Source organism: Gryllotalpicola reticulitermitis (genome assembly GCF_042651345.1).
Taxonomy (GTDB): domain Bacteria; phylum Actinomycetota; class Actinomycetes; order Actinomycetales; family Microbacteriaceae; genus Gryllotalpicola; species Gryllotalpicola reticulitermitis.
The window spans coordinates 334,869-360,345 of sequence record NZ_JBHSCN010000006.1; the positions used below are offsets into that span (position 1 = coordinate 334,869).

At 67.5% G+C, this 25,477-nt stretch carries 26 protein-coding genes; 16 read left to right on the plus strand and 10 right to left on the minus strand.

Annotation, left to right across the window (positions count from 1 at the left end; genetic code table 11):
- The first annotated feature begins 146 nt into the window (after positions 1-146).
- The 6 genes from ACFOYW_RS14915 (at position 147) to ACFOYW_RS14940 (ending at position 4,727) form a co-directional block, all read left to right on the plus strand.
- Complete coding sequence (locus ACFOYW_RS14915) at positions 147-770, plus strand: superoxide dismutase (protein ID WP_390230539.1); 624 nt, start codon at positions 147-149, stop codon at positions 768-770.
- Between the two features lie 99 nt (positions 771-869).
- Positions 870-1,874 carry a type I glyceraldehyde-3-phosphate dehydrogenase gene (gap, locus tag ACFOYW_RS14920; RefSeq protein WP_390230542.1) on the plus strand — a complete coding sequence of 335 codons (1,005 nt, stop codon included), beginning with the start codon at positions 870-872 and terminating at the stop codon, positions 1,872-1,874.
- A 48-nt stretch (positions 1,875-1,922) separates the two neighbouring features.
- The gene (locus ACFOYW_RS14925) at positions 1,923-3,146 is read left to right on the plus strand and encodes a phosphoglycerate kinase (protein WP_390230545.1); all 1,224 of its coding nucleotides are present in this window, start codon (positions 1,923-1,925) and stop codon (positions 3,144-3,146) included.
- The gene (tpiA, locus tag ACFOYW_RS14930) at positions 3,143-3,952 is read left to right on the plus strand and encodes a triose-phosphate isomerase (RefSeq protein ID WP_390230548.1); all 810 of its coding nucleotides are present in this window, start codon (positions 3,143-3,145) and stop codon (positions 3,950-3,952) included. Before ACFOYW_RS14925 ends, tpiA begins: the two co-directional genes overlap by 4 nt.
- An 84-nt stretch (positions 3,953-4,036) precedes the next feature.
- Positions 4,037-4,282, plus strand: coding sequence for a preprotein translocase subunit SecG (gene secG, locus ACFOYW_RS14935; RefSeq protein WP_390230551.1), 246 nt, complete (start codon positions 4,037-4,039; stop codon positions 4,280-4,282).
- Positions 4,283-4,364: 82 nt separating this feature from the next.
- Positions 4,365-4,727 (plus strand): RNA polymerase-binding protein RbpA, encoded by a 363-nt coding sequence (locus ACFOYW_RS14940; RefSeq protein ID WP_390230554.1) that lies wholly within the window; start codon positions 4,365-4,367, stop codon positions 4,725-4,727.
- Between the two features lie 70 nt (positions 4,728-4,797).
- Here ACFOYW_RS14940 and pgl read toward each other — a convergent pair whose 3' ends face one another.
- From pgl to tkt, 6 genes are all read right to left on the minus strand, one after another.
- Entirely contained in the window at positions 4,798-5,571 is a 774-nt protein-coding gene (gene pgl, locus ACFOYW_RS14945; RefSeq protein WP_390230557.1) for a 6-phosphogluconolactonase, read from the minus strand.
- A gap of 108 nt (positions 5,572-5,679) precedes the next feature.
- Positions 5,680-6,624 carry a glucose-6-phosphate dehydrogenase assembly protein OpcA gene (locus ACFOYW_RS14950; RefSeq protein ID WP_390230560.1) on the minus strand — a complete coding sequence of 315 codons (945 nt, stop codon included), beginning with the start codon at positions 6,622-6,624 and terminating at the stop codon, positions 5,680-5,682.
- Positions 6,621-8,162 (minus strand): glucose-6-phosphate dehydrogenase, encoded by a 1,542-nt coding sequence (gene zwf / locus ACFOYW_RS14955; RefSeq protein WP_390230563.1) that lies wholly within the window; start codon positions 8,160-8,162, stop codon positions 6,621-6,623. Before zwf ends, ACFOYW_RS14950 begins: the two co-directional genes overlap by 4 nt.
- Positions 8,163-8,171: 9 nt before the next feature.
- The gene (locus ACFOYW_RS14960; RefSeq protein WP_390230566.1) at positions 8,172-9,779 is read right to left on the minus strand and encodes a glucose-6-phosphate isomerase; all 1,608 of its coding nucleotides are present in this window, start codon (positions 9,777-9,779) and stop codon (positions 8,172-8,174) included.
- Positions 9,776-10,894: a transaldolase gene (tal, locus tag ACFOYW_RS14965; protein ID WP_390230569.1), complete on the minus strand. Its 1,119-nt coding sequence runs from the start codon at positions 10,892-10,894 to the stop codon at positions 9,776-9,778. The genes ACFOYW_RS14960 and tal overlap by 4 nt, the downstream gene beginning before the upstream one ends.
- 29 nt (positions 10,895-10,923) lie before the next feature.
- The gene (gene tkt / locus ACFOYW_RS14970) at positions 10,924-13,026 is read right to left on the minus strand and encodes a transketolase (RefSeq protein ID WP_390230572.1); all 2,103 of its coding nucleotides are present in this window, start codon (positions 13,024-13,026) and stop codon (positions 10,924-10,926) included.
- Positions 13,027-13,279: 253 nt separating this feature from the next.
- On the opposite strand from tkt, the gene ACFOYW_RS14975 reads away from it, so the two are divergent.
- From ACFOYW_RS14975 to ACFOYW_RS15015, 9 genes are all read left to right on the plus strand, one after another.
- Positions 13,280-14,218, plus strand: coding sequence for a heme o synthase (locus tag ACFOYW_RS14975; protein WP_390230575.1), 939 nt, complete (start codon positions 13,280-13,282; stop codon positions 14,216-14,218).
- Positions 14,218-15,192 carry a COX15/CtaA family protein gene (locus ACFOYW_RS14980; protein WP_390230578.1) on the plus strand — a complete coding sequence of 325 codons (975 nt, stop codon included), beginning with the start codon at positions 14,218-14,220 and terminating at the stop codon, positions 15,190-15,192. The genes ACFOYW_RS14975 and ACFOYW_RS14980 overlap by 1 nt, the downstream gene beginning before the upstream one ends.
- A gap of 144 nt (positions 15,193-15,336) precedes the next feature.
- Positions 15,337-16,755, plus strand: a complete 1,419-nt coding sequence (gene sufB, locus ACFOYW_RS14985; RefSeq protein WP_390230581.1) for a Fe-S cluster assembly protein SufB — start codon at positions 15,337-15,339, stop codon at positions 16,753-16,755.
- 3 nt (positions 16,756-16,758) lie between these two features.
- The gene (sufD, locus tag ACFOYW_RS14990) at positions 16,759-17,919 is read left to right on the plus strand and encodes a Fe-S cluster assembly protein SufD (protein WP_390230583.1); all 1,161 of its coding nucleotides are present in this window, start codon (positions 16,759-16,761) and stop codon (positions 17,917-17,919) included.
- Positions 17,916-18,245 (plus strand): non-heme iron oxygenase ferredoxin subunit, encoded by a 330-nt coding sequence (locus ACFOYW_RS14995; RefSeq protein WP_390230585.1) that lies wholly within the window; start codon positions 17,916-17,918, stop codon positions 18,243-18,245. Before sufD ends, ACFOYW_RS14995 begins: the two co-directional genes overlap by 4 nt.
- 33 nt (positions 18,246-18,278) lie before the next feature.
- The gene (gene sufC, locus ACFOYW_RS15000) at positions 18,279-19,088 is read left to right on the plus strand and encodes a Fe-S cluster assembly ATPase SufC (RefSeq protein ID WP_390230586.1); all 810 of its coding nucleotides are present in this window, start codon (positions 18,279-18,281) and stop codon (positions 19,086-19,088) included.
- 6 nt (positions 19,089-19,094) lie between these two features.
- Positions 19,095-19,424, plus strand: a complete 330-nt coding sequence (locus tag ACFOYW_RS15005) for a metal-sulfur cluster assembly factor (protein ID WP_390230589.1) — start codon at positions 19,095-19,097, stop codon at positions 19,422-19,424.
- Between the two features lie 13 nt (positions 19,425-19,437).
- Positions 19,438-21,036: an ABC-F family ATP-binding cassette domain-containing protein gene (locus ACFOYW_RS15010; RefSeq protein ID WP_390230592.1), complete on the plus strand. Its 1,599-nt coding sequence runs from the start codon at positions 19,438-19,440 to the stop codon at positions 21,034-21,036.
- 75 nt (positions 21,037-21,111) lie between these two features.
- Entirely contained in the window at positions 21,112-22,254 is a 1,143-nt protein-coding gene (locus ACFOYW_RS15015; RefSeq protein ID WP_390230594.1) for an SURF1 family cytochrome oxidase biogenesis protein, read from the plus strand.
- Here the strand turns inward: ACFOYW_RS15015 and ACFOYW_RS15020 are convergent.
- Together ACFOYW_RS15020 and ACFOYW_RS15025 are read right to left on the minus strand one after the other, a co-directional pair.
- Positions 22,238-22,453: a hypothetical protein gene (locus ACFOYW_RS15020; protein ID WP_390230597.1), complete on the minus strand. Its 216-nt coding sequence runs from the start codon at positions 22,451-22,453 to the stop codon at positions 22,238-22,240. The genes ACFOYW_RS15015 and ACFOYW_RS15020 overlap by 17 nt on opposite strands.
- Positions 22,450-22,722 (minus strand): DUF3099 domain-containing protein, encoded by a 273-nt coding sequence (locus ACFOYW_RS15025; RefSeq protein ID WP_390230599.1) that lies wholly within the window; start codon positions 22,720-22,722, stop codon positions 22,450-22,452. Before ACFOYW_RS15025 ends, ACFOYW_RS15020 begins: the two co-directional genes overlap by 4 nt.
- A 45-nt stretch (positions 22,723-22,767) precedes the next feature.
- Between ACFOYW_RS15025 and fabG the strand changes: the two genes are divergently transcribed.
- Positions 22,768-23,484 carry a 3-oxoacyl-ACP reductase FabG gene (gene fabG, locus ACFOYW_RS15030; protein ID WP_390230602.1) on the plus strand — a complete coding sequence of 239 codons (717 nt, stop codon included), beginning with the start codon at positions 22,768-22,770 and terminating at the stop codon, positions 23,482-23,484.
- A gap of 54 nt (positions 23,485-23,538) precedes the next feature.
- Here fabG and serB read toward each other — a convergent pair whose 3' ends face one another.
- Positions 23,539-24,213 carry a phosphoserine phosphatase SerB gene (gene serB, locus ACFOYW_RS15035; protein ID WP_390230604.1) on the minus strand — a complete coding sequence of 225 codons (675 nt, stop codon included), beginning with the start codon at positions 24,211-24,213 and terminating at the stop codon, positions 23,539-23,541.
- On the minus strand, positions 24,210-25,454 hold the full coding sequence (gene glgC / locus ACFOYW_RS15040; protein ID WP_390230607.1) for a glucose-1-phosphate adenylyltransferase: 1,245 nt from the start codon (positions 25,452-25,454) through the stop codon (positions 24,210-24,212). The genes serB and glgC overlap by 4 nt, the downstream gene beginning before the upstream one ends.
- Between the last annotated feature and the right edge of the window lie 23 nt (positions 25,455-25,477).

The following is a 25,477-nucleotide window of genomic DNA, read 5'->3' on the forward strand; positions in this document are numbered from 1 at the left end:
CGATGGCCTTGGGTTACCGCGTTCTGACCAAGTGCCGAACGCACCGTAAACCGCCCTCCGCCTCCCCGAGGATCGCGTCATGACGCGCGCCGCCAGCCTCACTAGAGTTGAGATTGTCTGGAAGAAGAAGACACGAGGAGAAGTGAATGGCTGACTACACGCTCGCCGATCTGCCCTACGACTACTCGGCTCTTGAGCCGAACATTTCCGGCCGGATCATGGAGCTGCACCACGACAAGCACCACAAGACCTACGTCGACGGCGCCAACACCGCGCTCGCCAAGCTGAGCGAGGCGCGCGACGCCGGTGACCTCACGTACGTCAACAAGCTTCAGAAGGACCTGGCCTTCAACCTGGCCGGCCACGTGAACCACACCGTCTTCTGGAGCAACCTGTCGCCCGACGGCGGCGACAAGCCCGAAGGCGAACTCGGAGCAGCCGTCGACGAGTTCTTCGGCTCGTTCGACAAGTTCCAGGCCCACTTCACGGCCTCGGCGCTGGGCATCCAGGGTTCCGGCTGGTCGATCCTCGCGTGGGACTCGCTCGGGCAGAAGCTCATCATCGAGCAGCTGTACGACCACCAGGGCAACCTCGCGACCGCGACGGTTCCGCTGCTCCTGCTCGACATGTGGGAGCACGCGTTCTACCTCGACTACGTGAACGTCAAGGCCGACTACGTGAAGGCCTTCTGGAACATCACCAACTGGGCCGACGTCGGCGCCCGCTTCGAGAAGGCGCGCACCACCACCTCGGGCCTGCTGCTCCCGTAGGAACCCACCGGCGTCCGGCGCATCAGCGCCGGACGCCGGTTCTACAGCTTTCACCCATCAGCCGGCGCCGCCGGCATCACGACAACCTGGAGAACACCCGTGTCCGTAAAGATCGGCATCAACGGCTTCGGCCGTATCGGTCGCAACTTCTTCCGCGCAGCGCTTGAGAAGGGCACCGAGCTCGACATCGTCGCTGTCAACGACCTCACCGACGCCAAGACCCTTGCGCACCTCCTCAAGTACGACTCGATCCTGGGGAAGCTCGCCGAGGACGTGTCGGTCGATGGCGACAGCATCGTTGTCGACGGCAAGCACATCAAGGTGCTGGCCGACCGCGACCCGGCGAACCTGCCGTGGGGCGAGCTGGGCGTCGACATCGTGATCGAGTCGACGGGATTCTTCACCGACGGCAACAAGGCGAAGGCTCACCTCGACGCGGGCGCGAAGAAGGTCATCATCTCCGCCCCTGCCTCCAACGAAGACGGCACGTTCGTCATCGGCGTCAACGAGCAGCTCTACGACGCGGCGAACCACCACATCATCTCGAACGCGTCCTGCACGACGAACTGCCTCGCGCCGCTCGCCAAGGTGTTCAACGACAAGTTCGGCATCGAGCGCGGCCTCATGACCACCGTGCACGCCTACACGGCCGACCAGAACCTGCAGGACGGCCCTCACAAGGACCTGCGCCGCGCCCGCGGTGCCGCGCAGTCGATCATTCCGACCTCGACCGGTGCAGCCAAGGCCATCGGCCTGGTGCTGCCCGAGCTCAAGGGCAAGCTCGACGGCTTCGCGCTGCGCGTGCCGACCCCGACCGGCTCGATCACCGACCTGACCGTCACCTCGTCGAAGCCCGTGACCGTCGACGAGGTCAAGGCCGCCTACAAGGAGGCCGCTGAGGGCCCGCTCAAGGGCATCCTCGAGTACACCGAGGACGAGATCGTCTCGCGCGACATCGTCGGCAACCCGCACTCGTCGATCTTCGATGCGGGTCTCGTGCGCGTCATCGGCGACCAGGTCAAGCTCTCGGCCTGGTACGACAACGAGTGGGGCTACTCGCGCCGTCTCGTCGACCTCGCCGACTACGTGGCCGAGCGCCTCTAAGCACGACACTCGAGAACCGCAGCAGAACAAGAGAAAGTCAGAGGAGCAGTGGCGCTACGCACCCTGGAATCACTGGGATCGCTCGCAGGCAAGAAGGTCGTGGTTCGCTGCGACCTGAACGTGCCCCTGAAGGACGGCGTCATCACCGACGACGGCCGGGTGCGTGCGTCCCTGCCCACTCTCAGCGCGCTGCTCGAGCAGGGCGCCCGAGTCGTGGTCATCAGCCACCTCGGGCGCCCCGACGGCGCGCCTGACCCCAAGTACTCGCTGGCACCGGTCGCGACCCGCCTCTCCGAGCTGCTCGGCAAGCCGGTCGCCTTCGCCGACGACACGATCGGCGACGCAGCCACGAAGGTCGTCGACGCGCTCGGCGACGGTGAGATCGCCGTACTCGAGAACCTGCGCTTCAATGCCGAGGAGACCTCGAAGGACGACCTTGAGCGCGCCCGCTTCGCGAGCAAGCTCGCAGCGTTCGGCGATGCTTTCGTCTCCGACGGCTTCGGAGTGGTGCACCGCAAGCAGGCATCCGTCTTCGAGCTCGCCCAGGCGCTGCCCAGCGCCGCCGGTCTGCTCATCGCAGCCGAGCTCGACGTGCTCGACCGCCTCACCGAGAACCCCGAGCGACCGTACACGGTCGTGCTCGGCGGTTCGAAGGTCAGTGACAAGCTCGGCGTGATCGGCCATCTGCTGCCGCGCGTCGACTCGCTCGCCATCGGCGGCGGCATGCTGTTCACGTTCCTCGCTGCGCAGGGCCACAAGGTCGGCTCGAGCCTGCTCGAGGCCGACCAGATCGACACCGTCAAGGGCTACCTCGCCAAGGCCGAGGAGCTCGGCGTCGAGATCGTGCTGCCCACCGATGTCGTCGTGGCAGAGAAGTTCGCGGCTGACGCCGCGCACGAGGTGCGCCCGATCGACGACATCGAGGGCACGCCGTGGGGCGAGAAGGGGCTCGGCCTCGACATCGGCCCCGACACTGCCGCAGCGTTCGCGCAGAAGATCACCTCGGCGAAGACCGTGTTCTGGAACGGCCCTATGGGCGTGTTCGAGCTCGCTCCCTTCGCGGCCGGAACGAAGGCCATCGCTCAGGCGCTCACCGAGGTCGACGGCCTCGCGGTGGTCGGCGGCGGCGACTCCGCGGCGGCCGTGCGCGCGCTCGGATTCACCGACGACCAGTTCGGGCACATCTCGACCGGCGGCGGTGCGAGCCTCGAGTTCCTGGAGGGCAAGAAACTGCCGGGCCTCGAGGCGCTCGGCTGGGAGCCCAGCGCATGAGCGACGCGGCCAATGTGACCGCGACCGTGCGCACCCCGCTGATCGCGGGCAACTGGAAGATGAACTTCGACCACCTGCAGGCGATCGCGTTCGTGCAGAAGCTGGCGTGGACCCTGAAGGACGCGGCACACGACTACGACGACGTCGAGGTCGCGATCTTCCCGCCGTTCACCGACCTGCGCAGCGTGCAGACGCTGGTCCAGGCCGACAAGCTCGAGCTGAAGTACGGCGGCCAAGACGTCTCGACGCATGTCTCGGGCGCCTACACCGGCGAGATCTCTGCCCAGTTCCTGAAGAAGCTCGACTGCGACTACGCGATCGTCGGGCATTCCGAGCGCCGCTATCGCCACGTCGAGTCCGATGAGACGGTCGCCGCGAAGGCCAAGGCCGCGCGCGACGCCGAACTCGTCCCGCTGATCTGCGTCGGCGAGACGGCCAAGGACCTCGAACGGCACGAGCCGAGCGCGGTCCCTGCCAACCAGCTGCGCGGCGCGCTGATCGACTTCAAGGCGGGCGATGACTTCGTCGTCGCGTATGAGCCGGTCTGGGCGATCGGCGCAGGGGCTGCGGCAACGCCGGAGCAGGCCCAGAACGTGGCGTCCGTGCTGCGCCGCGTCGTCGCCCAGGCGACCGATGAGGCAACGGCGCAGAAGACGCGCATCCTCTACGGCGGGTCCGTGAAGGCCGACAACATCGTCGGCTTCATGAAGTCGCCCGACATCGATGGCGTCCTCGTGGGCGGCGCGAGCCTCGACGTCGAGGGCTTCGCGTCGATCGTGCGCTACAAGAAGCACGCCACCTTCTGATCCGCACCCCTGCCGCCGGACAGCGGCAGCACTGTGCTCGCTTATACTGGCTGTTGCCCTCCGCCCACGAAAGGTCCGTTCATCGTGCAAATCCTCCAGGTAGTGCTGCAGGTGATCCTCGGCATCACGAGCGCCCTGCTGACGCTGCTCATCCTCCTGCACAAGGGTCGCGGCGGCGGCTTGTCCGACATGTTCGGCGGCGGCATGACCTCGAGCCTCGGAGCTTCGGGGGTCGCCGAGCGCAACCTGAATCGCATCACGGTGATCCTCGCCCTGGTGTGGGTGGTCGCCATCATCGTTCTCGGGTTGATCACCAAGTTCACCTCATAGCTCTGTCGGTCACTGGCGTTTGCACCGCCAGTGACTTCTGCACCGTCACGCACTCGCACAACAGCAACATCTAGGAGGAGCAATGGTTTCCGGAGGCAGCGCCATCCGCGGTTCGCGCGTCGGCGCAGGTCCGATGGGCGAGCAGGACCACGGCCACCACGCCGACCGCATCGCCATCTCGTATTGGGACGCGTTGGGTAACGAGACCGTCCGCTACTTCGCGGCGAACCTCCCCGCCGACGAGATCCCCGAGACCATCGACTGCCCGTCCTCCGGCCTTCCGGCCGGGCGCGACCGTGAGAACCCGCCGGCCCTCGCCAAGAACGAGCCGTACAAGACGCACCTCGCCTACGTGAAAGAGCGCCGCACTGAGCAGGAAGCGGAGGCGCTCCTGCAGGAGGCGCTCGACAAGCTCCGCGCACGCCGCGGCACGCTGACGAGCTGACCGGCGCCGCACGAATCGAGACCACAAGAAAAGGGCTCCCCGCGAGGGGAGCCCTTCTTCGCATCTCCGGCTAGTACGTCTCGGCGATCAGCTCTTCCGGGACCTCGGCCGCGGCGTCCTGGTCGATGAAGAACACGGTGCGGCGGCGCCCTTTCGCGCCCGCGGCGGGCACGTCGGTGTACTGCGCACCCGCAAGTGCGAGACCGAGAGCCGATGCCTTGTCGGCCCCGGCGAGAACGAGCCACACCCGCTCGGACGAGTTGATGACCGGCCGCGTGAGCGACAGGCGCTCGGGCGGCGGCTTGGGAGAGTTGCGCACCGAGATGACGGGCACGTCGGTGACGCGGATGCCTTCCCGCTCCGGGAACAGCGACGCGATGTGCCCGTCAGGGCCCACCCCGAGGAACGTGATGTCGAAGCGCGGCCACTGGCCGCCGTCGGGGGAGAAGCGGGCGAGCTCGGCCGTGTACGCCGCGACGCCCTCCTCGAGCGAGCCGACCTCGTCGCTGGCGGCGAACGCGTGGATGTTCCCGGCCGGTACGTCGAGGTGGTCGAGCAGCGCCTCGCGTGCCTGCAGCTCGTTGCGCTCGCCGTCAGCCTTCGGAACGAACCGCTCGTCCCCCCACCAGAAGTGCACCTTCGACCAGTCGACCGTGTCACGCGTGGGGGAGTCGTTCACGGCAGCGAGCGTGCCGATGCCGATCGAGCCGCCGGTGAGCACGACGTGTGCGTCGCCGAAGTCGGCGATCACGTCGATGACCTTGGTGATGAACCGGGCCGCGACCGAAGCGGCGAGTGCTTGCTTGTTCGGGTGGACAAGCACCCGCCGTTCGTTCGACGTCATAGTCCCTACTCTATTTATCGATCAGCGCGATCCCGCGCGTGACGACCTCTCTGACGAGCTCATTTATCGATCAGCGCGATCCCGCGCCTGACGACCTCTCGGAAGAGCTCATTTACCCATCAGCGCGATGCCGCGGGTGATGACCTCGCCGTAGAGCTCGTCGGGGTCGAGACGCCGCAGCTCCTCAGCGAGGCAGTCGCGCAGGTTCCGGCGGGGGAGTGCCAGGTCGTGCGTCGGCTGGCCCGGCTGCTTGAGGGTGGCGATGCCGGGCACGTCACGCTCGAGCTCGATGTCTCCCGAAGCCCGGGTGAGGCGCACGCCGTGGATTCCGCTCGAACCGTTGGCGCGCGTCGTGATGTCCTTGTTCACCGGTGCCTCGAGCGCCATGCGCAGCCAGGCGGCCAGCAGGTACGTCGACGGCGAGTCCTCCGCGCCGGTGACGTGCACCCCGGTGACCGGCTCGTACGGCGCCTGGTCGAGGGCCGCCGCGAGCTGGGCACGCCACAGGGTGAGGCGCGTCCAGGCGAAGTCGGTGTCGCCGGGCTGGTACGTGACCGAGTTGTGGCGGATCGCCGCGGCCGGGTCGGGCTGGGTCGACGCATCCGTGATGCGCCTGGTCGCGATGCGACCGAGCGGCGACGCGGACACCTTGATCGGGGCCTGACGGGGCCACCACGCGACGACGGGGGCGTCGGGCAGCAGCAGTGCCGTGACCAGGCCCTCCTCGTCGTCGGCGACGTCACCGTAGGCGCGCAGCACGATGACCTCGGACGCGCCGGCGTCCGCACCGACTCGGATCTGCGCGTCGAGGCGGTGGCCGACGCTCGCGACCGCCGGGTCGTCGCCGTCGGCCTTGGCGATCACGATGACGCGCATCGGATGCTCGCGCGAGGCGTCGTTCGCGGCCTCGATGGCCTCCTCCTCCTCGCCCATGGTGGTCGAGATGATGAGGGTGAGCACGCGACCAAGGGTGACGACGCCGCCCTCTTCGCGGATCTTCACGAGGGTCTTCGCAACGCCGTTGGTCGTGGTGTCGGAAAGGTCGACGATCACGGACGCCTCCAAACGCGGCCATCGCGGGCCATCATGTCGTCTGCGGACTTCGGGCCCCACGAGCCCGGCTTGTACTGCTCGGGCTGGCCCTGCTTCGCCCAGAACTGCTCGATCGGGTCGAGGATCTTCCAGGAGAGCTCGACCTCCTCGTGGCGGGGGAAGAGGGGCGGGTCGCCGAGCAGAACGTCGAGGATCAGTCGCTCGTAGGCCTCAGGGCTCGCCTCGGTGAACGAGTGGCCGTAGCCGAAGTCCATCGTGACGTCGCGAACCTGCATGCCTGCGCCCGGCACCTTGGAGCCGAAGCGGAGCGTCACGCCCTCGTCAGGCTGCACGCGGATCACGAGCGCGTTCTGGCCGAGCGCCTCGGTCTGCGAGCCGTCGAACAACTGCTGCGGCGCGCGCTTGAACACGACCGCGATCTCGGTCACGCGGCGGCCGAGGCGCTTGCCGGTGCGCAGGTAGAACGGCACGCCGGCCCAACGGCGGGTGCCGATCTCGAGCTTGACCGCGGCGTAGGTCTCGGTGGTCGACTGGGGGTTCATGCCCTCCTCGTCGAGGAATCCGAGCACCTTCTCGCCGCCCTGCCACCCGCCCGCGTACTGACCGCGGGCGGTCGCGACGCTGAGGTCCTCGGGCAGCCGCACGGCGGCCAGCACCTTCTCCTTCTCGGCGCGCAGGTCCTTCGCGTCGAAGCTGATCGGCTCCTCCATCGCGGTGAGCGCGAGCAGCTGAAGCAGGTGGTTCTGGATCACGTCGCGCGCCGCGCCGATGCCGTCGTAGTAGCCCGCGCGACCGGCGACGCCGATGTCCTCGGCCATCGTGATCTGCACGTGGTCGACGTAGTTCGCGTTCCAGATCGGCTCGTACAGCTCGTTGGCGAAGCGCAGCGCCAGGATGTTCTGGACCGTCTCCTTGCCGAGGTAGTGGTCGATGCGGAACACCGAGTCGGGCGGGAAGACCGACTCGACCACGGAGTTCAGCTCACGCGCGGTCTTGAGGTCGGAGCCGAACGGCTTCTCGATCACGACCCTGCGCCACTGGTGCTCGTCCTGCTCGGCGAGGCCCGACTTCTTCAGCTGCTCGGTGACGAGCGGGAAGGCCTTCGGCGGGATGGACAGGTAGAAGGCGTGGTTGCCGCCCGTGCCGCGCACCTGGTCGAGTTCGTGGATCGTGTCGGCGAGACGCTGGAACGCCGCGTCGTCGTCGAACTCGCCGGGAACGAAGCGGATGCCTTGCGCCAGCTGCTGCCAGACCTCGTCGTGGAACGGGGTGCGGGCGTTCTGCTTGACGGCCTCGTAGACGACCTTCTCGAAGTCCTGGTCCTCCCAGTCGCGCCGGGCGAACCCGACGAGCGCGAACCCGGGGGGCAGCAGACCGCGGTTGGCGAGGTCGTAGACGGCCGGCATCAGCTTCTTGCGTGACAGGTCACCCGTCACGCCGAAGATGATGAGGCCGGAGGGCCCAGCGATCCGGTTCAGACGCTGGTCGGACGGAATGCGTAAAGGATTGAAATCCTTGGTGATCTCCACCGGGGACATGTAGCTCGCTTACTCGTCGTCGTTCGCCGCGGCGAACAGCGTGGTGATGTCCGCCTCGGGGTCGCTCAGGTTGAGGGTCAGCACGGGACGGCCGTGCTGCGCGAGCACGGTGCCGTCGCCGGCCGCCTGGGCCTGGATGAGCTGACCGAAGGTGAACGGGCGGTCGGGGATCTGCAGGTCGTGTGACGCGTCTGCGGTGATCTGCAGGAAGACACCGACCGCTGGGCCGCCCTTGTGGAACTGGCCGGTCGAGTGCAGGAAGCGCGGACCCCACCCGAAGGTGACGGGGCGCTTCGCGCGCGCGGCGATCAGATCGCGGATTCCTGCGAGCTGCGGCAGCGCCACTCGGTCGACGTACGCCTGGATGGCGACGTAGCCGTCGGCGGGGAGCTGCGCGAGCAGCGCGCCGATGGCGCCGTCGACGTCGTGCGCGTCGCCCAGGACACCCTCAGTGGCGCGCACCGCGATGCCGGCGTCCGTGAACGCAGGCTCAGCCGGCGCGGGGGTGGCGTCGAGCAGCGCACGCGCGGCGGCCTTCGCTGCCTCGACGTCGGGCTGGTCGAACGGGTTGATGCCGAGCAGGCGCCCGGCCACCGCGACGGCGAACTCCCACACCACGAACTGCGAGCCGAGCGAGCCCGAGACGAGGATCTCGCCCTCGTGGCGCCCCTGGGGGAGCACGTGGAGCTCGGTCGCGTCGTCGACGAGACGCGCGATCTGCAGGTCGGGCAGAGCTTCCGAGAGCTCGGGAGCCTCGGTGTCGAGCACGACCGGCAGCACGCCCTTGCCGAGTTTTCCGGTCGACTCGGCGATCAGCTGTTCCGCCCAGTCGCCGAAGCCGACGAGCGGGCTGCCGTCGGTGACGATGCCGAGCTTGCCCTTCGAGGCCATCGCGGCACCGAGGATCAGACCCGGGTTCTTGGGGTCGTCGACGGCGACCTCGCGCAGGCCCGCTTCGGCTTCGATGAGCAGCTCTTCGAGGTCGACGCCGGCGAGGCCGGACGGCACGAGCCCGAACGCCGTGAGCGCCGAGTAGCGGCCGCCCACATTGGGGTCGGCGTTGAACACCGCGTAGCCGGCCTCGCGCGCGCTCTGGTCGAGCGGCGAGCCGGGGTCGGTGACGATGACCACGCGCTCGGCCGGGTCGATGCCGGCATCGCGGAACGACTTCTCGTAGATGCGGCGGTGGCTGCCGGTCTCGAGGGTCGAGCCCGACTTCGACGACACGACGACGGCCGTGGTCGCCAGACGGTCGCCGAGCGCGGCGAGCACCTGGCCCGGGTCGGTGGTGTCGAGGATGGTGAGCTCGACACCCTTCGAGTTCGCGATCACCTCGGGCGCGAGCGACGAGCCGCCCATGCCGCCCAGCACGATGTGGTTCACACCCGCAGCGCGCAGCTTGTCGCGGAGTGCGTAGATCTCGGGGATCAACGGGGTCGAGATGTTGACCGCGTCGATCCAGCCGAGGCGCTTGCTCGCCTCCGACTCGGCGTCGGGGCCCCACAGCGTCGCGTCCTGGGCGAAGATGCCCGAGGCGACCAGGTCGGCGACGAGGCCGGCGACCGTCGCGTCGACGACCTCCTTCACCGCGCCGCTGACGTGGATCTGGAAGCTCACTTGGCCGCCTCCAGCGAGGAGTCCAGCGTGTTCTGCACGGTCTCGACGAGCTCGTTCCACGAGGCGATGAACTTGTCGACGCCCTCCTTCTCGAGCAGCTCGACGACCTCCTCGTAGCTGACGCCGACCTTGGCGACGGCGTCCAGCACTCCCGCGGCCTCGTCATAGGCGCCCGTGATGGTGTCACCGGTGACGACACCGTGGTCGAACGTCGCGTCGAGCGTCTTCTCGGGCATCGTGTTCACGACGCCGGGGGCCACGAGGCCGGTCACGTAGAGCGTGTCGGGCAGGCTCGGGTCCTTCACACCCGTCGACGCCCACAGCGGGCGCTGCAGGTTGGCGCCGGCCGACAGCAGCCCCTGGGCGCGCTCGGTCGCGAACTCCTGCTCGAAGAGCTGGTAGGCGAGAACGGCGTTCGCGACGCCCGACTTGCTCTTGAGCGCGAGCGCCTCGTCGGTGCCGATCGCGGTCAGGCGCTTGTCGATCTCCGTGTCGACGCGCGAGACGAAGAACGACGCGACCGAGTGGATCTTCGAGATGTCGATGCCCGCCGCCTTCGCGGTCTCGAGACCGGTGAGGTAGGCGTTGATGACCTCGCGGTAGCGCTGCAGGGAGAAGATCAGGGTGACGTTCACGCTGATGCCCTTGCCGATGACCGTGGCGATGGCCTCGAGGCCCTCTTTGGTCGCGGGGATCTTGATCAGCGCGTTCTCCTTGCCGACCCGGTTCCAGAGCTGCTCGGCCTCGGCGATGGTGCCGGCCGCGTCGTTGGCGAGGTTCGGCTCGACCTCGATCGACACGCGGCCGTCGACGCCGTTCGTGGCGTCGTAGACGGGCTTGAAGATGTCAGCGGCGTCGGCGACGTCGGTCGTGGTGATCTCGAAGATCGCCTCCGTGGCGGTCTTGCCGGCCTTGGCGAGCTCGGTGGTCTTCTCGGCGTAGCCCTCGCCCTTGCCGATGGCGGCGGCGAAGATGGTCGGATTGGTCGTGACGCCCGTGACGTTCTTCTCGTCGATGAGCTTCTTCAGGCCACCCGAGGTGATCCGGGTGCGCGAGAGGTCGTCAAGCCAGATGCTGACGCCTGCGGCGGCCAGTTCTGCGGTGGGAGTAGTCATTTCCTTCTCTTCTTTCCTTGAGATCTCGGTCACTTGCCGTTGGCCGCGAGGCTGTCCTTCGCGGCGGCGATCACGGCTTCCGTCGTGATGCCGAACTTCTCGAACAGGGTCTTGTAGTCGGCGGACGCGCCGAAGTGCTCGATGGAGACGATGCGGCCCTTGTCACCGACCCAGCTGTGCCACGGCATGGCGATACCGGCCTCGACGACGACGCGAGCGGTGACGGATGCCGGAAGCACGGATTCCTTGTACTCGTCGCTCTGCTCCGCGAACCACTCCATGCTCGGCACCGAGATCACGCGGGCGTTGACGCCGTCGGCCGCCAGCTTCTGGCGTGCCTCGACGGCGATCTGCAGCTCCGAACCGGTTCCGATCAGCAGGATGTCGGGGGTGCCGTTCGGCGCCTCTGCCAGCACGTACGCGCCCTTGCCGACGAACTTCGCCGAGGCGAGCGTGTCACCGGATGCCTCGCCGTCGCCTCGCTCGAACACCGGCAGGTTCTGGCGGCTGAGCGCGAGGCCGACGGGGCCGCCGTGACGGCTCACGGTCTCGAGCCAGGCGTACGCGGTCTCGTTGGCGTCTCCGGGGCGGACCACCGCGAGGTTCGGGATGGCGCGCAGTGCCGCGAGGTGCTCGATCGGCTGGTGCGTCGGGCCGTCTTCGCCGAGCGCGACCGAGTCGTGCGTCCAGACGAAGATCGACGGGATGTTCATCAGCGCTGCGAGACGCACGGAGCCGCGCATGTAGTCGGCGAACTGCAGGAAGGTGCCGCCGTAGGAGCGGGTCTTGCCGTGCAGCGTGATGCCGTTGAGGATCGCGCCCATCGCGTGCTCGCGGATGCCGAAGTGCAGGATGCGGCCGTAGGGGTTGCCCTTGCCCCACTCCGGCGTCTCGATCGAAGCGGGCAGGAAGGAGCTGCCGCCCTGGATCGTGGTGAGGTTCGACTCGGCGAGGTCGGCCGAACCGCCCCACAGCTCCGGCAGCTGAGCCGCCAGGGCGTTGATCGCCTTGCCGCTCGCGGCACGCGTCGAGACGTCCTTGCCGGCTTCGAACACCGGCAGCGCCGCCTCGAGGTTGTCGGGGAGCTCGCCGGCCTCGAGCCGGTCGAAGAGTGCCTTGCGCTCGGGGTTGGCGGCGGCCCAGGCGTCGAAGCCCTTCTGCCACTCGGCGCGCTGCTCGGCACCGCGCTCGACGGCCTTGCGGGTGTGCGCCAGGACTGCGGGGTCGACCTCGAAGTTCTTCTCGGGGTCGAAGCCGAGCACCTTCTTGAGGCCCGCGACCTCTTCGCCGCCGAGCTTCGCGCCGTGCGCCTTGCCGGTGCCCTGCTTGGTGGGGGAGGGCCAGCCGATGATCGTCTCGAGAACGATGATCGAGGGCTTGTCCGTGACGGCCTTCGCGGCCTCGATCGCGTCGAACAGCTCCTGCACGTCTTCGACGTACTCGCCGGTCTTCTTCCAGTCGACCGTCTGGACGTGCCAGCCGTAGGCCTCGTACCGCTTCGCCGTGTCTTCAGTGAGGGCGATGTCGGTGTTGTCTTCGATGGAGATGTTGTTCTTGTCGTAGATGACGACGAGGTTGCCGAGCTGCTGCGTGCCGGCGAGCTGACCGGCCTCGCTCGTGATGCCTTCCTCGATGTCGCCGTCGGAGGCGATCACGAAGATGTGGTGGTCGAACGGCGAGGTGCCGGGGGCGGCATCGGGGTCGAAGAGTCCGCGCTCGAATCGCTGCGCGTACGCGAACCCGACGGACGAGGCCAGGCCCTGGCCCAGCGGGCCGGTCGTGATCTCGACGCCCTTGGTGTGGCGGTACTCCGGGTGGCCGGGCGTGAGCGAACCCCAGGTGCGCAGCGCTTCGAGGTCCTCGAGCTCGAGGCCGAAGCCGGCCAGGTACAGCTGGATGTACTGGGTCAGCGAGCTGTGGCCCGCCGAGAGGATGAAGCGGTCGGCGCCGACCCACTGGTCATCGCTCGGGTCCTTCCGCATGACCTTCTGCCAGAGCAGGTAGGCCGCGGGGGCCAGGCTCATGGCGGTGCCGGGGTGGCCGTTCCCGACCTTCTCGACCGCGTCGGCCGCGAGGACACGAACCGTGTCGACCGCCTTGTTGTCAATGGAATCCCATTGCAGAGCTGCCACTGGAAATGACCCTTCTGACTATCTCAGTGCGGACGGGCCCTGTACTTCCACCCGCCGCTTATCGGTTATGCCGCCACGGCGTCATTGGCAACCGCGGCGCTTCGCAGACTTCTCCCAGCCGCAAGGTTGGAATGTTGTCGTGTGTCTGTGTAAAGCCTCGGAAGGCGAGCACAACCAGCATAGTCACGCACGCGCACCGGCAGGACTCCCGTCGGGCAACTAAGCTGGACGCGAAACGAGACCTCGAGGAGCCATGGGGACTGCGGTAGATAGCCCGGCAGAAGTTCACGAGCGAATCGCCAAATCCAGCAAGCACTGGCGACGCAAAGCGCTCGCCTATCTCGCGCTGACCAAGCCGCGCGTGATGGAGCTGTTGCTGGTCACCACGATCCCCGTGATGATCCTCGCCGCCCACGGCCTGCCGAGCATCTGGCTCATCGTCGCCACCGTCATCGGCGGCGCACTGTCGGCGGGCAGCGCGGCAGCGTTCAACATGTACATCGACCGCGACATCGACGCGGTGATGAAGCGCACCAAGAACCGCCCGCTGGTCACCGGCGAGGTGAGCGCCCGCGAGGGCCTGATCTTCGCGTGGGTACTCGGCATCGTCTCGACCGTCTGGCTCGCCGTCACGACCAATCTGCTCGCCGCCGGCCTCTCGGTCGCCGCGATCCTGTTCTACGTCTTCGTCTACACGCTCTGGCTGAAGCGCCGCACCGCGCAGAACATCATCTGGGGCGGTATCGCGGGGTGCTTCCCGGCGCTGATCGGGTGGGCGGCAGTGACGAACAGCCTCAGCTGGGCGCCTTTCATCCTCTTCGCCGTCGTCTTCCTGTGGACGCCGCCGCACTACTGGCCGCTGTCGATGAAGTACCGCGACGACTACAAGTCGGTCGGCGTTCCGATGCTCGGCGTCGTGCGCGGTCGTGCGCAGGTCGGCCTGCAGGTCATCCTGTACGCCTGGGCGACGGTCGCCTGCTCGCTGCTGCTCATCCCGGTCGCGAACATGGGCTGGGTCTACTCGATCGCGGCCGCCGGGGTCGGCGCCTGGTTCATCTATGAGACCCACCGTCTCTACCACCTCGCCATTCGTCACGAAGACGTCTCGCCGATGCGCGTCTTCCACGGGTCCATCAGCTACCTGTCGGTCCTGTTCCTCGCGATCGCAATCGACCCCCTGCTGCACTTCTGATGAAGACCCCGCTCGGCTGGGCCGCCGACCGGTGGACGCTGTCGCCGCGCGTGCTGCGGTGGGCCACCACCTTCGCGCTGGTCATGGGTGTGCTCATCGTGCTCGGAGGCGGCATCGTCCGCGTCACGGGGTCGGGCCTCGGCTGCCCGACCTGGCCCGAGTGCGAGGCCGGTTCGCTGACCACGACTCCGCAGCTCGGCATCCACGGCCTCATCGAGTACTCCAACCGCATGATCACGGGGCTTCTCGAAGTCGCGGTCGCCTGCGTGATCATCGCGGCTCGCCTGCAGAAGCCGCGGGTGCGCAGCATCACCCGACTCGCGTGGAGCCAGTTCTGGCTCGTCGTGGCGAACGCGATCGTGGGCGGCCTGAGCGTCCTTGCAAAGCTCAACCCGTACATCGTCGCTTTCCACTTCATCATGGCGATGGCGCTGCTGACCACGATCGCCTTGACCTGGCATCGCGTGCACGAGCAGCACGGCCGTCCGCGCGAAGTGCGTCCAGCCGCACGCTCGCTGAGCTGGCTGACGCTGGCCGTCACCTTCCTGCTCATCTGCACGGGCACGGTCGCCACGGGGTCCGGACCGCACTCCGGCCAGGCGGAAGACGGCACGCCCGTGCAGCGCATGGCCGTCGACTGGCTCGCCGCGACGTGGGTGCACGGGCTGCTCGCGGGCGCGACGCTCGTGCTCGGCGTGCTGCTGCTCGTGATCCTGCGCACCCCGGGCGAGAAACTGGCGCGGGAGCGCGCCGGATTCTTCCTCGCAGCGGTCCTTGTCCAGGGCGCGATCGGCGTGATCCAGGCGGTCACCGGGCTCCCCGACGTCTTCGTGATCCTGCATGTCGTCGGCGCGTCTCTCGTCTGGGTCGGCGCGGTGCGCCTTGTGCTCGACGTTCAGCCGGGGCTGTTCCCGTCTGTGCAGTTGACGCAAGCCCCGGCTCAATCACCGCGGGCTCGCGCAACACTCCGATAGACTCAAATGGTTAATCGGGTGCGCGGCCGCGCATCCGAAGGCCATCCGCACATTCGCCAGCTGCGACGGACTCGTGACCGCCGTATTCGATGCCGGCGAGCCGGTCTGATAACCGGTCACGGGCGGCAGTAAGCGAGGTAAACAATGTCAGACGTTCTCATCGACCGTCCTGAGCTCGAGGGCCTCGGCCAATACGAGTTCGGTTGGTCGGATTCCGACGCGGCCGGTTCATCCGCCCGCCGCGGTCTCTCCACGGAAGTTGTCAGCGACATCTCTGCTCTGAAGAGCGAGCCGGAGTGGATGCTGCAGCGCCGCCTGCGCGCGCTCGAGCTGTTCGGCAAGAAGCCGATGCCCACGTGGGGCGCCGACCTCTCCGAGATCGACTTCGACAACATCAAGTACTTCGTCCGGTCGACCGAGAAACAGGCCCAGTCCTGGGAAGACCTCCCTGAAGACATCCGTAACACCTACGAGAAGCTCGGCATCCCTGAGGCCGAGCGCCAGCGCCTCGTCGCCGGCGTCGCTGCTCAGTACGAGTCCGAGGTCGTGTACCACCAGATCCGCGAGGACCTCGAGGCGCAGGGCGTCATCTTCCTCGACACCGACACGGCGCTCAAGCAGCACCCCGAGGTGTTCGAGGAATACTTCGGCACCGTGATCCCCGCTGGCGACAACAAGTTCGCCGCGCTGAACACCGCGGTGTGGTCGGGCGGCTCGTTCGTCTACGTGCCGAAGGGCGTGCACGTCGAGATCCCGCTGCAGGCCTACTTCCGCATCAACACCGAGAACATGGGCCAGTTCGAGCGCACGCTGATCATCGCCGACGAGGGCTCGTACGTGCACTACATCGAGGGCTGCACGGCGCCGATCTACAAGAGCGACTCGCTGCACTCGGCCGTCGTCGAGATCATCGTCAAGAAGAACGCACGCGTGCGCTACACGACCATCCAGAACTGGTCGAACAACGTCTACAACCTCGTCACCAAGCGGGCCATCGCCCACGAGGGCGCGACGATGGAGTGGATCGACGGCAACATCGGGTCCAAGGTGACGATGAAGTACCCGTCGATCTACCTCGTGGGGGAGCACGCCAAGGGCGAGACCCTCTCCGTCGCCTTCGCCGGCCCCGGCCAACACCAGGACGCGGGCGCGAAGATGATTCACATGGCGCCGTACACGCAGTCGTCGATCGTCTCGAAGTCGATCGCCCGCGGGGGCGGCCGCGCCGGTTACCGCGGCGAGGTCAAGGTCGACGCGAAGGCGCATCACGCGGCCAACACCGTGCGCTGCGACGCGCTGCTCGTCGACACCATCTCGCGCAGCGACACCTATCCGGCGATCGACATCCGCGTCGATGATGTGCAGCTCGGCCACGAGGCCACGGTCTCGCGCGTCAGCGAAGAGCAGCTCTTCTACTTGATGAGCCGCGGCCTTCCCGAAGACGAGGCGATGGCGATGATCGTGCGCGGCTTCATCGAGCCGATCGCTCGCGAGCTTCCCATGGAGTACGCCCTCGAACTCAACAAGCTCATCGAGATGGGCATGGAAGGATCGGTCGGTTAATCCGTGAGCACGTACACAGAGACCGAGGTGCCGGCTCTGCCGAGCACCTCGGTGCCCGTTCAGACCCGCTCCGAGCGCCCGGCGTCGACTGATGTCGCCGACTTCGAGAAGGTCACCGGCCGCGAGGCGATGTGGAAGTACACGCCCGTCGCCGAGCTCCTCGACCTGACCGAGGGGTCGCTCGACGGCAGCACGTACGACTACGAGGTGGCGGACACCCGCGGCATCCGCACCTCGTGGGTCCCGCGCGACCACGAGCTGGTCGGCTCCGCCGGTCTCCCCGAGGATCGCGCCAGCGCCAACGCCTGGGGCAGCTTCGAGCGCGCGCTGCTCGTCGAGCTCTCTGGCGACGAGCACGTCGATGCAACGCTCACCCGCGCCTCCCTCGGCACCACGCCGCGCGCCGCGCACACGATCGTGTCGGTCGCGCCGAACACTCACGCCACGCTCGTGCTCGAGAACCGCGGCGAGGCCGTGCTCAGCGAGAACGTCGAGATCGTCGTGGGCGACGGCGCGAGCCTCACGCTGGTGAGTGTGCAGGACTGGGCGGATTCCGCGAAGCACGTCTCGGCGCACTTCGCCACGGTCGGTCGTGACGCGAAGCTCAAGCACGCCGTCGTCTCTCTCGGTGGAAGCGTCGTGCGGCTCAACCCGTCGGCCCGCCTCGCGGGTCCGGGTGCCGACGTCGAGCTGCTCGGCGTGTACTTCGCCGATGCGGGCCAGCACCTCGAGCACCAGGTCTACGTCTTCCACCAGGCCGCGAACGGCAAGAGCCGTGTCACCTACAAGGGCGCGCTGCAGGGTCAAGGCGCACACACCGTGTGGATCGGCGATGTGCTGATCGGGCCCGACGCCGTCGGCACCGACTCGTACGAGCAGAACCGCAACCTGGTCCTCACTGAAGGAACCCGCGCCGACTCCGTACCGAACCTCGAGATCGAGACCGGCGACATCATGGGCGCCGGCCACGCGAGCGCCACGGGCCGCTTCGACGACGAGCAACTGTTCTACCTGCAGTCGCGCGGCATCACCGAAGACGAGGCGCGCCGCCTCGTCGTGCGCGGATTCCTCGTCGACATCATCCAGCAGATCGGCGTGCCCGCCCTCGAGCAGCGCCTTGGCGAGGCGATCGAGGCAGAGCTCGCCGGGGGAGCGCGGGCATGAGCGCAGTGCGCGTCTGCTCGTTCGACGAGCTGGTGGTCAACGAGGCGAGGCGGGTCGTGCTCGACGGCGTCGCCATCACGGTCGTGCGCGACGCGTCCGATGCGGTCTACGCGATCGGCGACACGTGCACGCACGGTGACATCTCGCTCTCCGACGGTTTCGTCGAGGGCGACACCATCGAGTGCTGGGCGCATGGCTCGCAGTTCTCGCTGATCAGCGGCAAGCCGCTCAACCTTCCGGCCTACGAGCCGGTCCCCGTTTTCGAGGTCGAGATCGCCGATGGCGATGTTCTGGTCGACCCAGCTGCAAAGCGCGTCGGCGCGTAACGCGACGCGCAAAGAAAAGAGAGTGAATTCGTAATGTCAGTTCTCGAGATCCACGACCTGCAGACGACGGTCGAGACCGAGCAGGGCACCAAGCAGATCCTGCGCGGCGTCGACCTGACCGTGAAGTCGGGCGAGATCCACGCGGTCATGGGCCCGAACGGATCGGGCAAGTCGACGCTCGCGTACACGATCGCGGGCCACCCGAAGTACACAGTGACCGGCGGCACGATCACGCTCGACGGCGAAGACGTCCTCGCGATGACGGTCGACCAGCGCGCCCGCGCCGGCCTGTTCCTCGCGATGCAGTACCCGGTCGAGATCCCCGGTGTCACCAACACGAACTTCCTGCGCACGTCGAAGACGGCGATCGACGGCGAGGCGCCCTCGATCCGGCAGTGGTCGAAGGACATCAAGGAGGCCATGACGAAGCTGCGCATGGACCCGTCCTTCGCGGCACGCAACGTCAACGAGGGCTTCTCGGGCGGCGAGAAGAAGCGCAACGAGATCCTGCAGCTCGAGCTGCTCAAGCCCGGCTTCGCGGTGCTCGACGAGACCGATTCCGGGCTCGACGTCGACGCGCTCAAGATCGTGTCGGAGGGTGTGAACCGTGCGCACGCCGCCAACGGGCTCGGCATCCTGTTGATCACGCACTACACGCGCATCCTCCGCTACATCAAGCCGGACTTCGTGCACGTGTTCGTCGCCGGCAGGGTGGCTGAGGAAGGCGGACCCGACCTCGCGGAGCGTCTTGAGGACGAAGGCTATGACCGCTACCTCGTGCCGGAGTCAGCCAGCGTCGAGGCCGCCGGCACGGACGATGCCGCTGCCGTGAACGTAGGCTAGACAATCATGGCCACTTCACTCGCACCTTCACTCTTCGACCAGGTCGTCGAGTCGCTCAAGGACGTGATGGACCCCGAGCTCGGCGTGAACATCGTCGACCTCGGGCTCATCTACGACCTCGCGTGGGACGACGAGAACGACGCCCTCATCATCTCGATGACGCTGACGAGCGCCGGCTGCCCCCTCACCGACGTACTCGAGGAGCAGACTGGCGAGTCCCTCGACGGCGTCGTGGAGCGATTCCGCATCAACTGGGTGTGGATGCCGCCGTGGGGGCCCGAGCGCATCACCGATGACGGTCGCGACATGATGCGAGCCCTGGGTTTTTCAATTTGATTTCGGCAGGCAATTGTTAGCAGTCTCCAACCTCGAGATCCGCGTCGGCGCCCGTACTCTCATGTCGGGCGTCGACTTCCGTGTGCAGCGAGGCGACAAGATCGGCCTGGTCGGCCGTAACGGCGCGGGCAAGACGACGCTCACCAAGGTGCTGGCGGGCGACCTCGCGCCGGCCGACGGCACTGTCACCCGCGCGGGTGAGCTCGGCTACCTGCCGCAGGATCCGCGCACGGGCGACCCCGAGATGCTCGCTCGCACGCGCATCCTCGACGCGCGCGGGCTCGGCACGCTGAACCTGCAGATCAACGACGCGACGCACAAGATGTCGGATGCCGACGCCGCGGTGGCCGAGAAGGCGATGCGGCGCTACGCCAACCTGCAGGAGCGCTTCGAGCAGCTGGGCGGTTACGCGGCTGAGGCGGAGGCGGCCTCCATCGCGAGCAATCTGAATCTGCCCGACCGCATCCTCGACCAACCGCTCAGGACGCTCTCGGGCGGTCAGCGCCGGCGCATCGAACTCGCGCGCATTCTGTTCTCCGACGCGGAGACGATGATCCTCGACGAGCCGACCAACCACCTCGATGCCGACTCCGTCGTGTGGCTGCGCGACTTCCTGAAGAACTACCAGGGCGGCTTCATCGTGATCTCCCACGACGTGGTGCTCGTGGAAGAGGCCGTCAACAAGGTGTTCTACCTCGACGCGAACCGCGCCGTGATCGACATCTACAACATGGGCTGGAAGAAGTACCTGGCCCAGCGCGCCGCCGACGAGGAGCGCCGTAAGAAGGAGCGCGCCAACGCCGAGAAGAAGGCGTCGGCGCTGCAGCTGCAGGCGGCGAAGTTCGGTGCCAAAGCGACCAAGGCCGCGGCGGCTCACCAGATGATGGCGCGTGCGGAGAAACTGCTCGCCGGCCTTGATGAGGTGCGCCAGGCCGACCGGGTGGCGAAGCTCCGGTTCCCGGAGCCCTCACCGGTCGGGCGGACCCCGCTCAAAGCATCCGATCTCTCGAAGTCCTACGGTTCGCTGGAGATCTTCACCGCTGTCGATCTCGCGATCGACCGTGGTTCGAAGGTCGTGATCCTTGGTCTCAACGGTGCGGGGAAGACGACGTTGCTGCGCATCCTCGCGGGGGTCGACGAGCCCGATACGGGCGAGCTGGAGCCCGGTCACGGGCTCAAGGTCGGCTACTACGCGCAGGAGCACGAGACGATCGACGTGCGCCGTTCGGTGCTGCAGAACATGGTGTCGGCGTCGCCCCACCTCACCGAGACCGACGCCCGTAAGGTGCTCGGCTCGTTCCTGTTCTCCGGGGAAGACGTGCACAAGCCCGCCGGGGTGCTCTCGGGCGGCGAGAAGACACGGCTCGCGCTCGCGATGCTGGTCGTCTCGTCGGCGAACCTGCTGCTGCTCGACGAGCCGACGAACAACCTCGACCCCGCTTCACGCGAAGAGATCCTCGACGCCCTCGCGCACTATTCGGGCGCCGTCGTGCTCGTCTCGCACGACCCGGGCGCGATCGAGGCGCTGAACCCGGAGCGCGTGCTGATCATGCCCGAGGGCACTGAGGACCTCTGGACGCCCGACTACGCGGAGCTGGTCGAGCTCGCGTAGCGTCGGCGACAGGACCTGCCGTCGAGCTGAGCCCGTCGAGAGAATCCACACAGCGAGGCGCGAGAGGATCGATGCGTGCCCGAACGTTACCCTCAGGGGTCGCTGCAGCACCGCGGCTCGCGCGCCGTTGAAGCGCGTCGCCCCGGTGCCCTCGAGCGCAAAACGGCCGCGGTCTACGACACGACGACCGAGGGCATGGTCGGCTACGAGTTCGTCCGCACCCGCCGCTGGGTCGTCTACATCATCGCGGCCGTCGTGTTCGCGGTCGCGTGCGTGTTCCTGTCGCACTGGCAGCTCGACCGTGGTCAGAAGGCGACGAGCTACAACGCCCGGGTGCAGGAGAACTTCAACGCCGACCCCGTGCCGCTCGATTCGGCGCTGCCGAAGCTCGACTCCTATCGCTTCGCCGACGATTACAAACGGGTCTCCGTCACGGGGACCTATCTGCCCGACCAGCAACTCGTCGTGCGCACACGGCCGTGCGGCGACGACACCGGCTTCGAGATCCTGACGCCGCTGCGCCTCACCAGCGGCAAGGTATTCGTCATCGATCGCGGCTGCGTCGACGCGAGCAACGCCGACCCCGACCTGCCGAAGCCAGTCGCCGCGCCGCCGAGCGGCACCGTCAGCCTCATCGCGCGTCTGCAGCCGAGCGAGGCGAAACGCGGTTCGACGCCGGCGATCAAGAACCAGATCGAGACGATCGACCTGCCTCAGGTCAAGCAGCGCATCGGCGGCAGCGTGTACACCGGGGCCTACGGCTTGCTGCAGACGCAGACACCGGCGTCGAAGGCACTCGGTGCCGTCGTCACGAGCGCGCCCACCGCGAACACAGCGATCCACTGGTCGTACATGGTGCAGTGGGTCCTCTTCGCCATCGGCGGGTTCGTGGCGCTCTACTACGCGGTGCAGGTCGAGTTCCGGCGCATCAACGCCGACGATCCGGAAGAGCGCGTCCGCGCCCGGAACCGGCGCGAGAAGGCGGCACGCAAGAAGTTCACCGACGGAGAGATCGAAGACGAGCTCCTCGACGGTTTCGTCCCGATGTCGCGGTGGGGCATCGAGGGCCCAGTCGCCATCGCACCCCCTGGCGCCGGCCCGAAGTTCGCCCTCGATGAGGCCTCAGCGGGCGAGCCGACGCAGGCCGCCCCCAAGCGCGCCTCCCACGACGTCATCGTGATCCAGCCGAGCGACGACGAGCCTAAGCCCGAGGAATGAGCTCGGAGACCGAAACCGGAAAACCGCGCGAGTCGAGGAATCCGTAGAGAAAGTCTCTGTGCTCGGCGCAGGCGAGCCACGTCTTGCCGCGTTCGGCCGTGTGGATCTTGGGGTTGCGCCAGTCGATCCGCCACACCGCGGTCGCCCGGCAACCGGCCCGCGAGCACGTGTCGACCGCAGGTTCGCCGAGCAGGCTCACTGCTCGCCGTGATTGCGCTCGATCGCGCCGGGCCGCTCGACGGTGCCGGCCTCGCCCGCCTGAACCGCGTTCGCGATGATGACGGCGAAGTAGGGCAGGAACACGGCGCCGAGTCCGAGCGGGATGAGCCACCAGCCGCGGACCCAGATGCACGCGAGGACGCACAGCACGCGAATGATCATCATGATCGTGTACTCGATCATGCGCTTGTGCCGCTCTCGTTCCGGCGACGGCGGAAGTGCGGTGATGGTGTGCGACGGGCTCTTCATGACGTTCGTTCCAGCCTACGTCCCCCGAGCCAATACCATTCCCGTATGCCTGAATTAACTCCTCGTACCGTGCTCATTACCGGCGGAAATCGCGGAATCGGCTTCGCCATCGCGCAGGCGTTCATCGCTCTGGGGCATCGTGTCGCCGTCACCGCCCGCTCGGGGGCGGGCCCCGAGGGCGCCATGACGGTGCGCGCGGACGTGACGGATGCCGCGGCCGTCGATGCGGCGTATTCCGAGGTCGAGGCAGCCCTCGGCCCGATCGAGGTCGTCGTCGCGAACGCCGGCATCACTCGCGACACGCTCATGCTGCGCATGAGCGAGGACGACTTCGACGCGGTCGTCGACACGAACCTGGGCGGGTCCTTCCGCGTCGTGAAGCGCGCGCTCAAGGGAATGATCAAGGCGCGTCACGGGCGCATCGTGTTCATCTCGTCGATCAGCGGCCTCTACGGAAACCCCGGTCAGGTGAACTACTCGGCGTCGAAAGCCGGCCTCATCGGCATGGCGCGCTCGATCACCCGCGAGCTCGGCAGCCGGGGCATCACCGCGAATGTCGTCGCCCCCGGGTTCATCGAGACCGACATGACCGCCGAGCTTCCGGAGGCGCAGACGGCCGAGTACAAGCGAGCGATCCCCGCCGGCCGCTACGGTACGGCGTCCGAGGTCGCGGGGGTCGTCACGTGGATCGCGTCCGACGACGCCGCGTACATCTCCGGCGCCGTCATCCCCGTCGACGGCGGACTGGGCATGGGGCACTGAGCCTCGCGTCGCGCCGGTTTCGGCTGAGCGCTGGCCGCGCGAGCAGGTCGCGGCTCAGCCCCTAAGTCCCAGCAACCCCAGCACCTGCGAGAGATCCTGAGCCGGAATCACGACGTCGGCCTCGTCGCGCACGCGCGGCTTCGCGTTGAACGCGACGGCGAGGCCGGCGATCGCCATCATCTCGAGGTCGTTGGCGCCGTCGCCGATGGCGATGGTGCGCGACTCACGGATGCCTGAGGCATCCGCCCACTCGGTGAGCGTCTGTGCTTTCACCTGCGCGTCGACGATCGCCCCGTCGACGCGGCCGGTGAGGGTCTGCGCGCCGTCGGCGCCGGCCACCTCGAGCCGGTTGGCTCGCCAGAAGTCGAGGCCGAGGCCCTCGGCTATCGGGTCGAGCACCTCGTGGAAGCCGCCAGAGACGACGCCCACCTTGCCGCCCGTCGCGTGCACCGCCGCGATCAGTTCGGATGCGCCCGCAGTCACCGTCAGGCGCCCGCGGACCTCGGCGAAGGCATCCGTCGACAGACCTGCCAGTGTCGCCACCCGCTCACGCAACGAGTCCGCGAAATCGAGTTCGCCCATCATCGCTCGCGTCGTGATGTCGGCGACGAGTTCGGTCGTGCCGGCGTGATCGGCGATCAGCTCGATCACCTCATCGTGCAAGAGCGTGGAGTCTGCGTCGAGGACGACCAGGAAGGGAACGGTGGCGCCCTCGTGACGCGCGCTCATGGATGTACGTGGACTCCCTTTCCGACCACGACGAGGCCGGACTCGGTGATGGTGAAACCGCGCGCGCGGTCGCGGGCGGGATCGATGCCGACCTGAGCGTTCGGCTCGATGACAACGTCTTTGTCAAGGATGGCACGGCGCACCTGCGCGCCCGGGCCGATCTCGACGCGGTCGAAGGCCACGGTGTCGGTGATGTTCGCGCCCGAGTCGATGAGGGTCCAGGGCCCGAGCACGCTGCGCTCGACGTGCGCGCCCGAGATCACCGAGCCGAGCGAGATGATCGAGTCGATCGTCGTGCCGAGCGAGCCCCGTGCATCACGGACGATCTTGGCGGGCGGCGAGTTCAACTCCTGCGAGTAGATCGGCCACTCGCGGTTGTACAGGTTGAACACGGGCAGCGCCGAGATCAGGTCCTGGTGGGCTTCGAAGAAGGACTCGATCGTTCCGACGTCGCGCCAGTAGGCACGGTCGCGCTCCGTCGAGCCGGGCACGTCGTTGTCCTTGAAGTCGTAGACGCCGGCCTCGTTGCGGTCGACGAAGTACGGCACGATGTCGCCGCCCATGTCGTGGTTCGACTCCGGGCGGTCCGCGTCGGTCTCGACGGCCTCGATCAGGGCGTCGACGTCGAAGACGTAGTTGCCCATCGAGGCGAGCACCTCGTGCGGGGCGTCGGGCAGCCCGACCGGGTCGAGCGGCTTCTCACGGAACGCTGCGATCTTGTCGCGCGACTGCTCATCGACCTCGATCACGCCGAACTGGTTGGCGAGACCGATCGGCTGGCGGATCGCCGCGACCGTGGCGCGCGCACCCGACTCGATGTGCGCCTCGATCATCTGAGCGAAGTCCATGCGGTAGACGTGGTCCGCGCCGACCACGACGACGATGTCGGGCTTGGCGTCGCGCAGCAGGTTGAGGTTCTGCAGGATCGCGTCGGCCGAGCCGGAGAACCAGCGCTTGCCGAGCCGCTGCTGCGCGGGTACGGAAGAGATGTACGAATTGAGCAGCTGAGGCAGTCGCCAGGTCTGCGACACGTGCCGGTCGAGCGAGTGCGACTTGTACTGGGTCAGCACGACCATCTGCCGCAGGTCGGAGTTCACCAGATTCGACAGGGCGAAGTCGATGAGACGGTATTGACCGCCGAACGGGACAGCGGGCTTGGCCCGATCCGCGGTCAGCGGCATGAGCCTCTTTCCCTCGCCGCCGGCAAGAACGACGCCGAAGATCTTCCTACCTGCCCTCATGAAATCGACATTAGTTGGCCCGA

What these genes read in the sequence shown, in the direction of transcription:
- ACFOYW_RS14915 (WP_390230539.1), top strand. Translation starts at nt 147, where the DNA reads ATGGCTGACTACACGCTCGCCGATCTGCCCTACGACTACTCGGCTCTT.
- tpiA (WP_390230548.1), top strand. Translation starts at nt 3,143, where the DNA reads ATGAGCGACGCGGCCAATGTGACCGCGACCGTGCGCACCCCGCTGATC.
- ACFOYW_RS14940 (WP_390230554.1), top strand. Translation starts at nt 4,365, where the DNA reads ATGGTTTCCGGAGGCAGCGCCATCCGCGGTTCGCGCGTCGGCGCAGGT.
- pgl (WP_390230557.1), bottom strand. Translation starts at nt 5,571, where the DNA reads ATGACGTCGAACGAACGGCGGGTGCTTGTCCACCCGAACAAGCAAGCA.
- zwf (WP_390230563.1), bottom strand. Translation starts at nt 8,162, where the DNA reads ATGTCCCCGGTGGAGATCACCAAGGATTTCAATCCTTTACGCATTCCG.
- tal (WP_390230569.1), bottom strand. Translation starts at nt 10,894, where the DNA reads ATGACTACTCCCACCGCAGAACTGGCCGCCGCAGGCGTCAGCATCTGG.
- ACFOYW_RS14975 (WP_390230575.1), top strand. Translation starts at nt 13,280, where the DNA reads ATGGGGACTGCGGTAGATAGCCCGGCAGAAGTTCACGAGCGAATCGCC.
- ACFOYW_RS14980 (WP_390230578.1), top strand. Translation starts at nt 14,218, where the DNA reads ATGAAGACCCCGCTCGGCTGGGCCGCCGACCGGTGGACGCTGTCGCCG.
- sufB (WP_390230581.1), top strand. Translation starts at nt 15,337, where the DNA reads ATGTCAGACGTTCTCATCGACCGTCCTGAGCTCGAGGGCCTCGGCCAA.
- ACFOYW_RS14995 (WP_390230585.1), top strand. Translation starts at nt 17,916, where the DNA reads ATGAGCGCAGTGCGCGTCTGCTCGTTCGACGAGCTGGTGGTCAACGAG.
- sufC (WP_390230586.1), top strand. Translation starts at nt 18,279, where the DNA reads ATGTCAGTTCTCGAGATCCACGACCTGCAGACGACGGTCGAGACCGAG.
- ACFOYW_RS15005 (WP_390230589.1), top strand. Translation starts at nt 19,095, where the DNA reads ATGGCCACTTCACTCGCACCTTCACTCTTCGACCAGGTCGTCGAGTCG.
- ACFOYW_RS15025 (WP_390230599.1), bottom strand. Translation starts at nt 22,722, where the DNA reads ATGAAGAGCCCGTCGCACACCATCACCGCACTTCCGCCGTCGCCGGAA.
- fabG (WP_390230602.1), top strand. Translation starts at nt 22,768, where the DNA reads ATGCCTGAATTAACTCCTCGTACCGTGCTCATTACCGGCGGAAATCGC.
- serB (WP_390230604.1), bottom strand. Translation starts at nt 24,213, where the DNA reads ATGAGCGCGCGTCACGAGGGCGCCACCGTTCCCTTCCTGGTCGTCCTC.
- glgC (WP_390230607.1), bottom strand. Translation starts at nt 25,454, where the DNA reads ATGAGGGCAGGTAGGAAGATCTTCGGCGTCGTTCTTGCCGGCGGCGAG.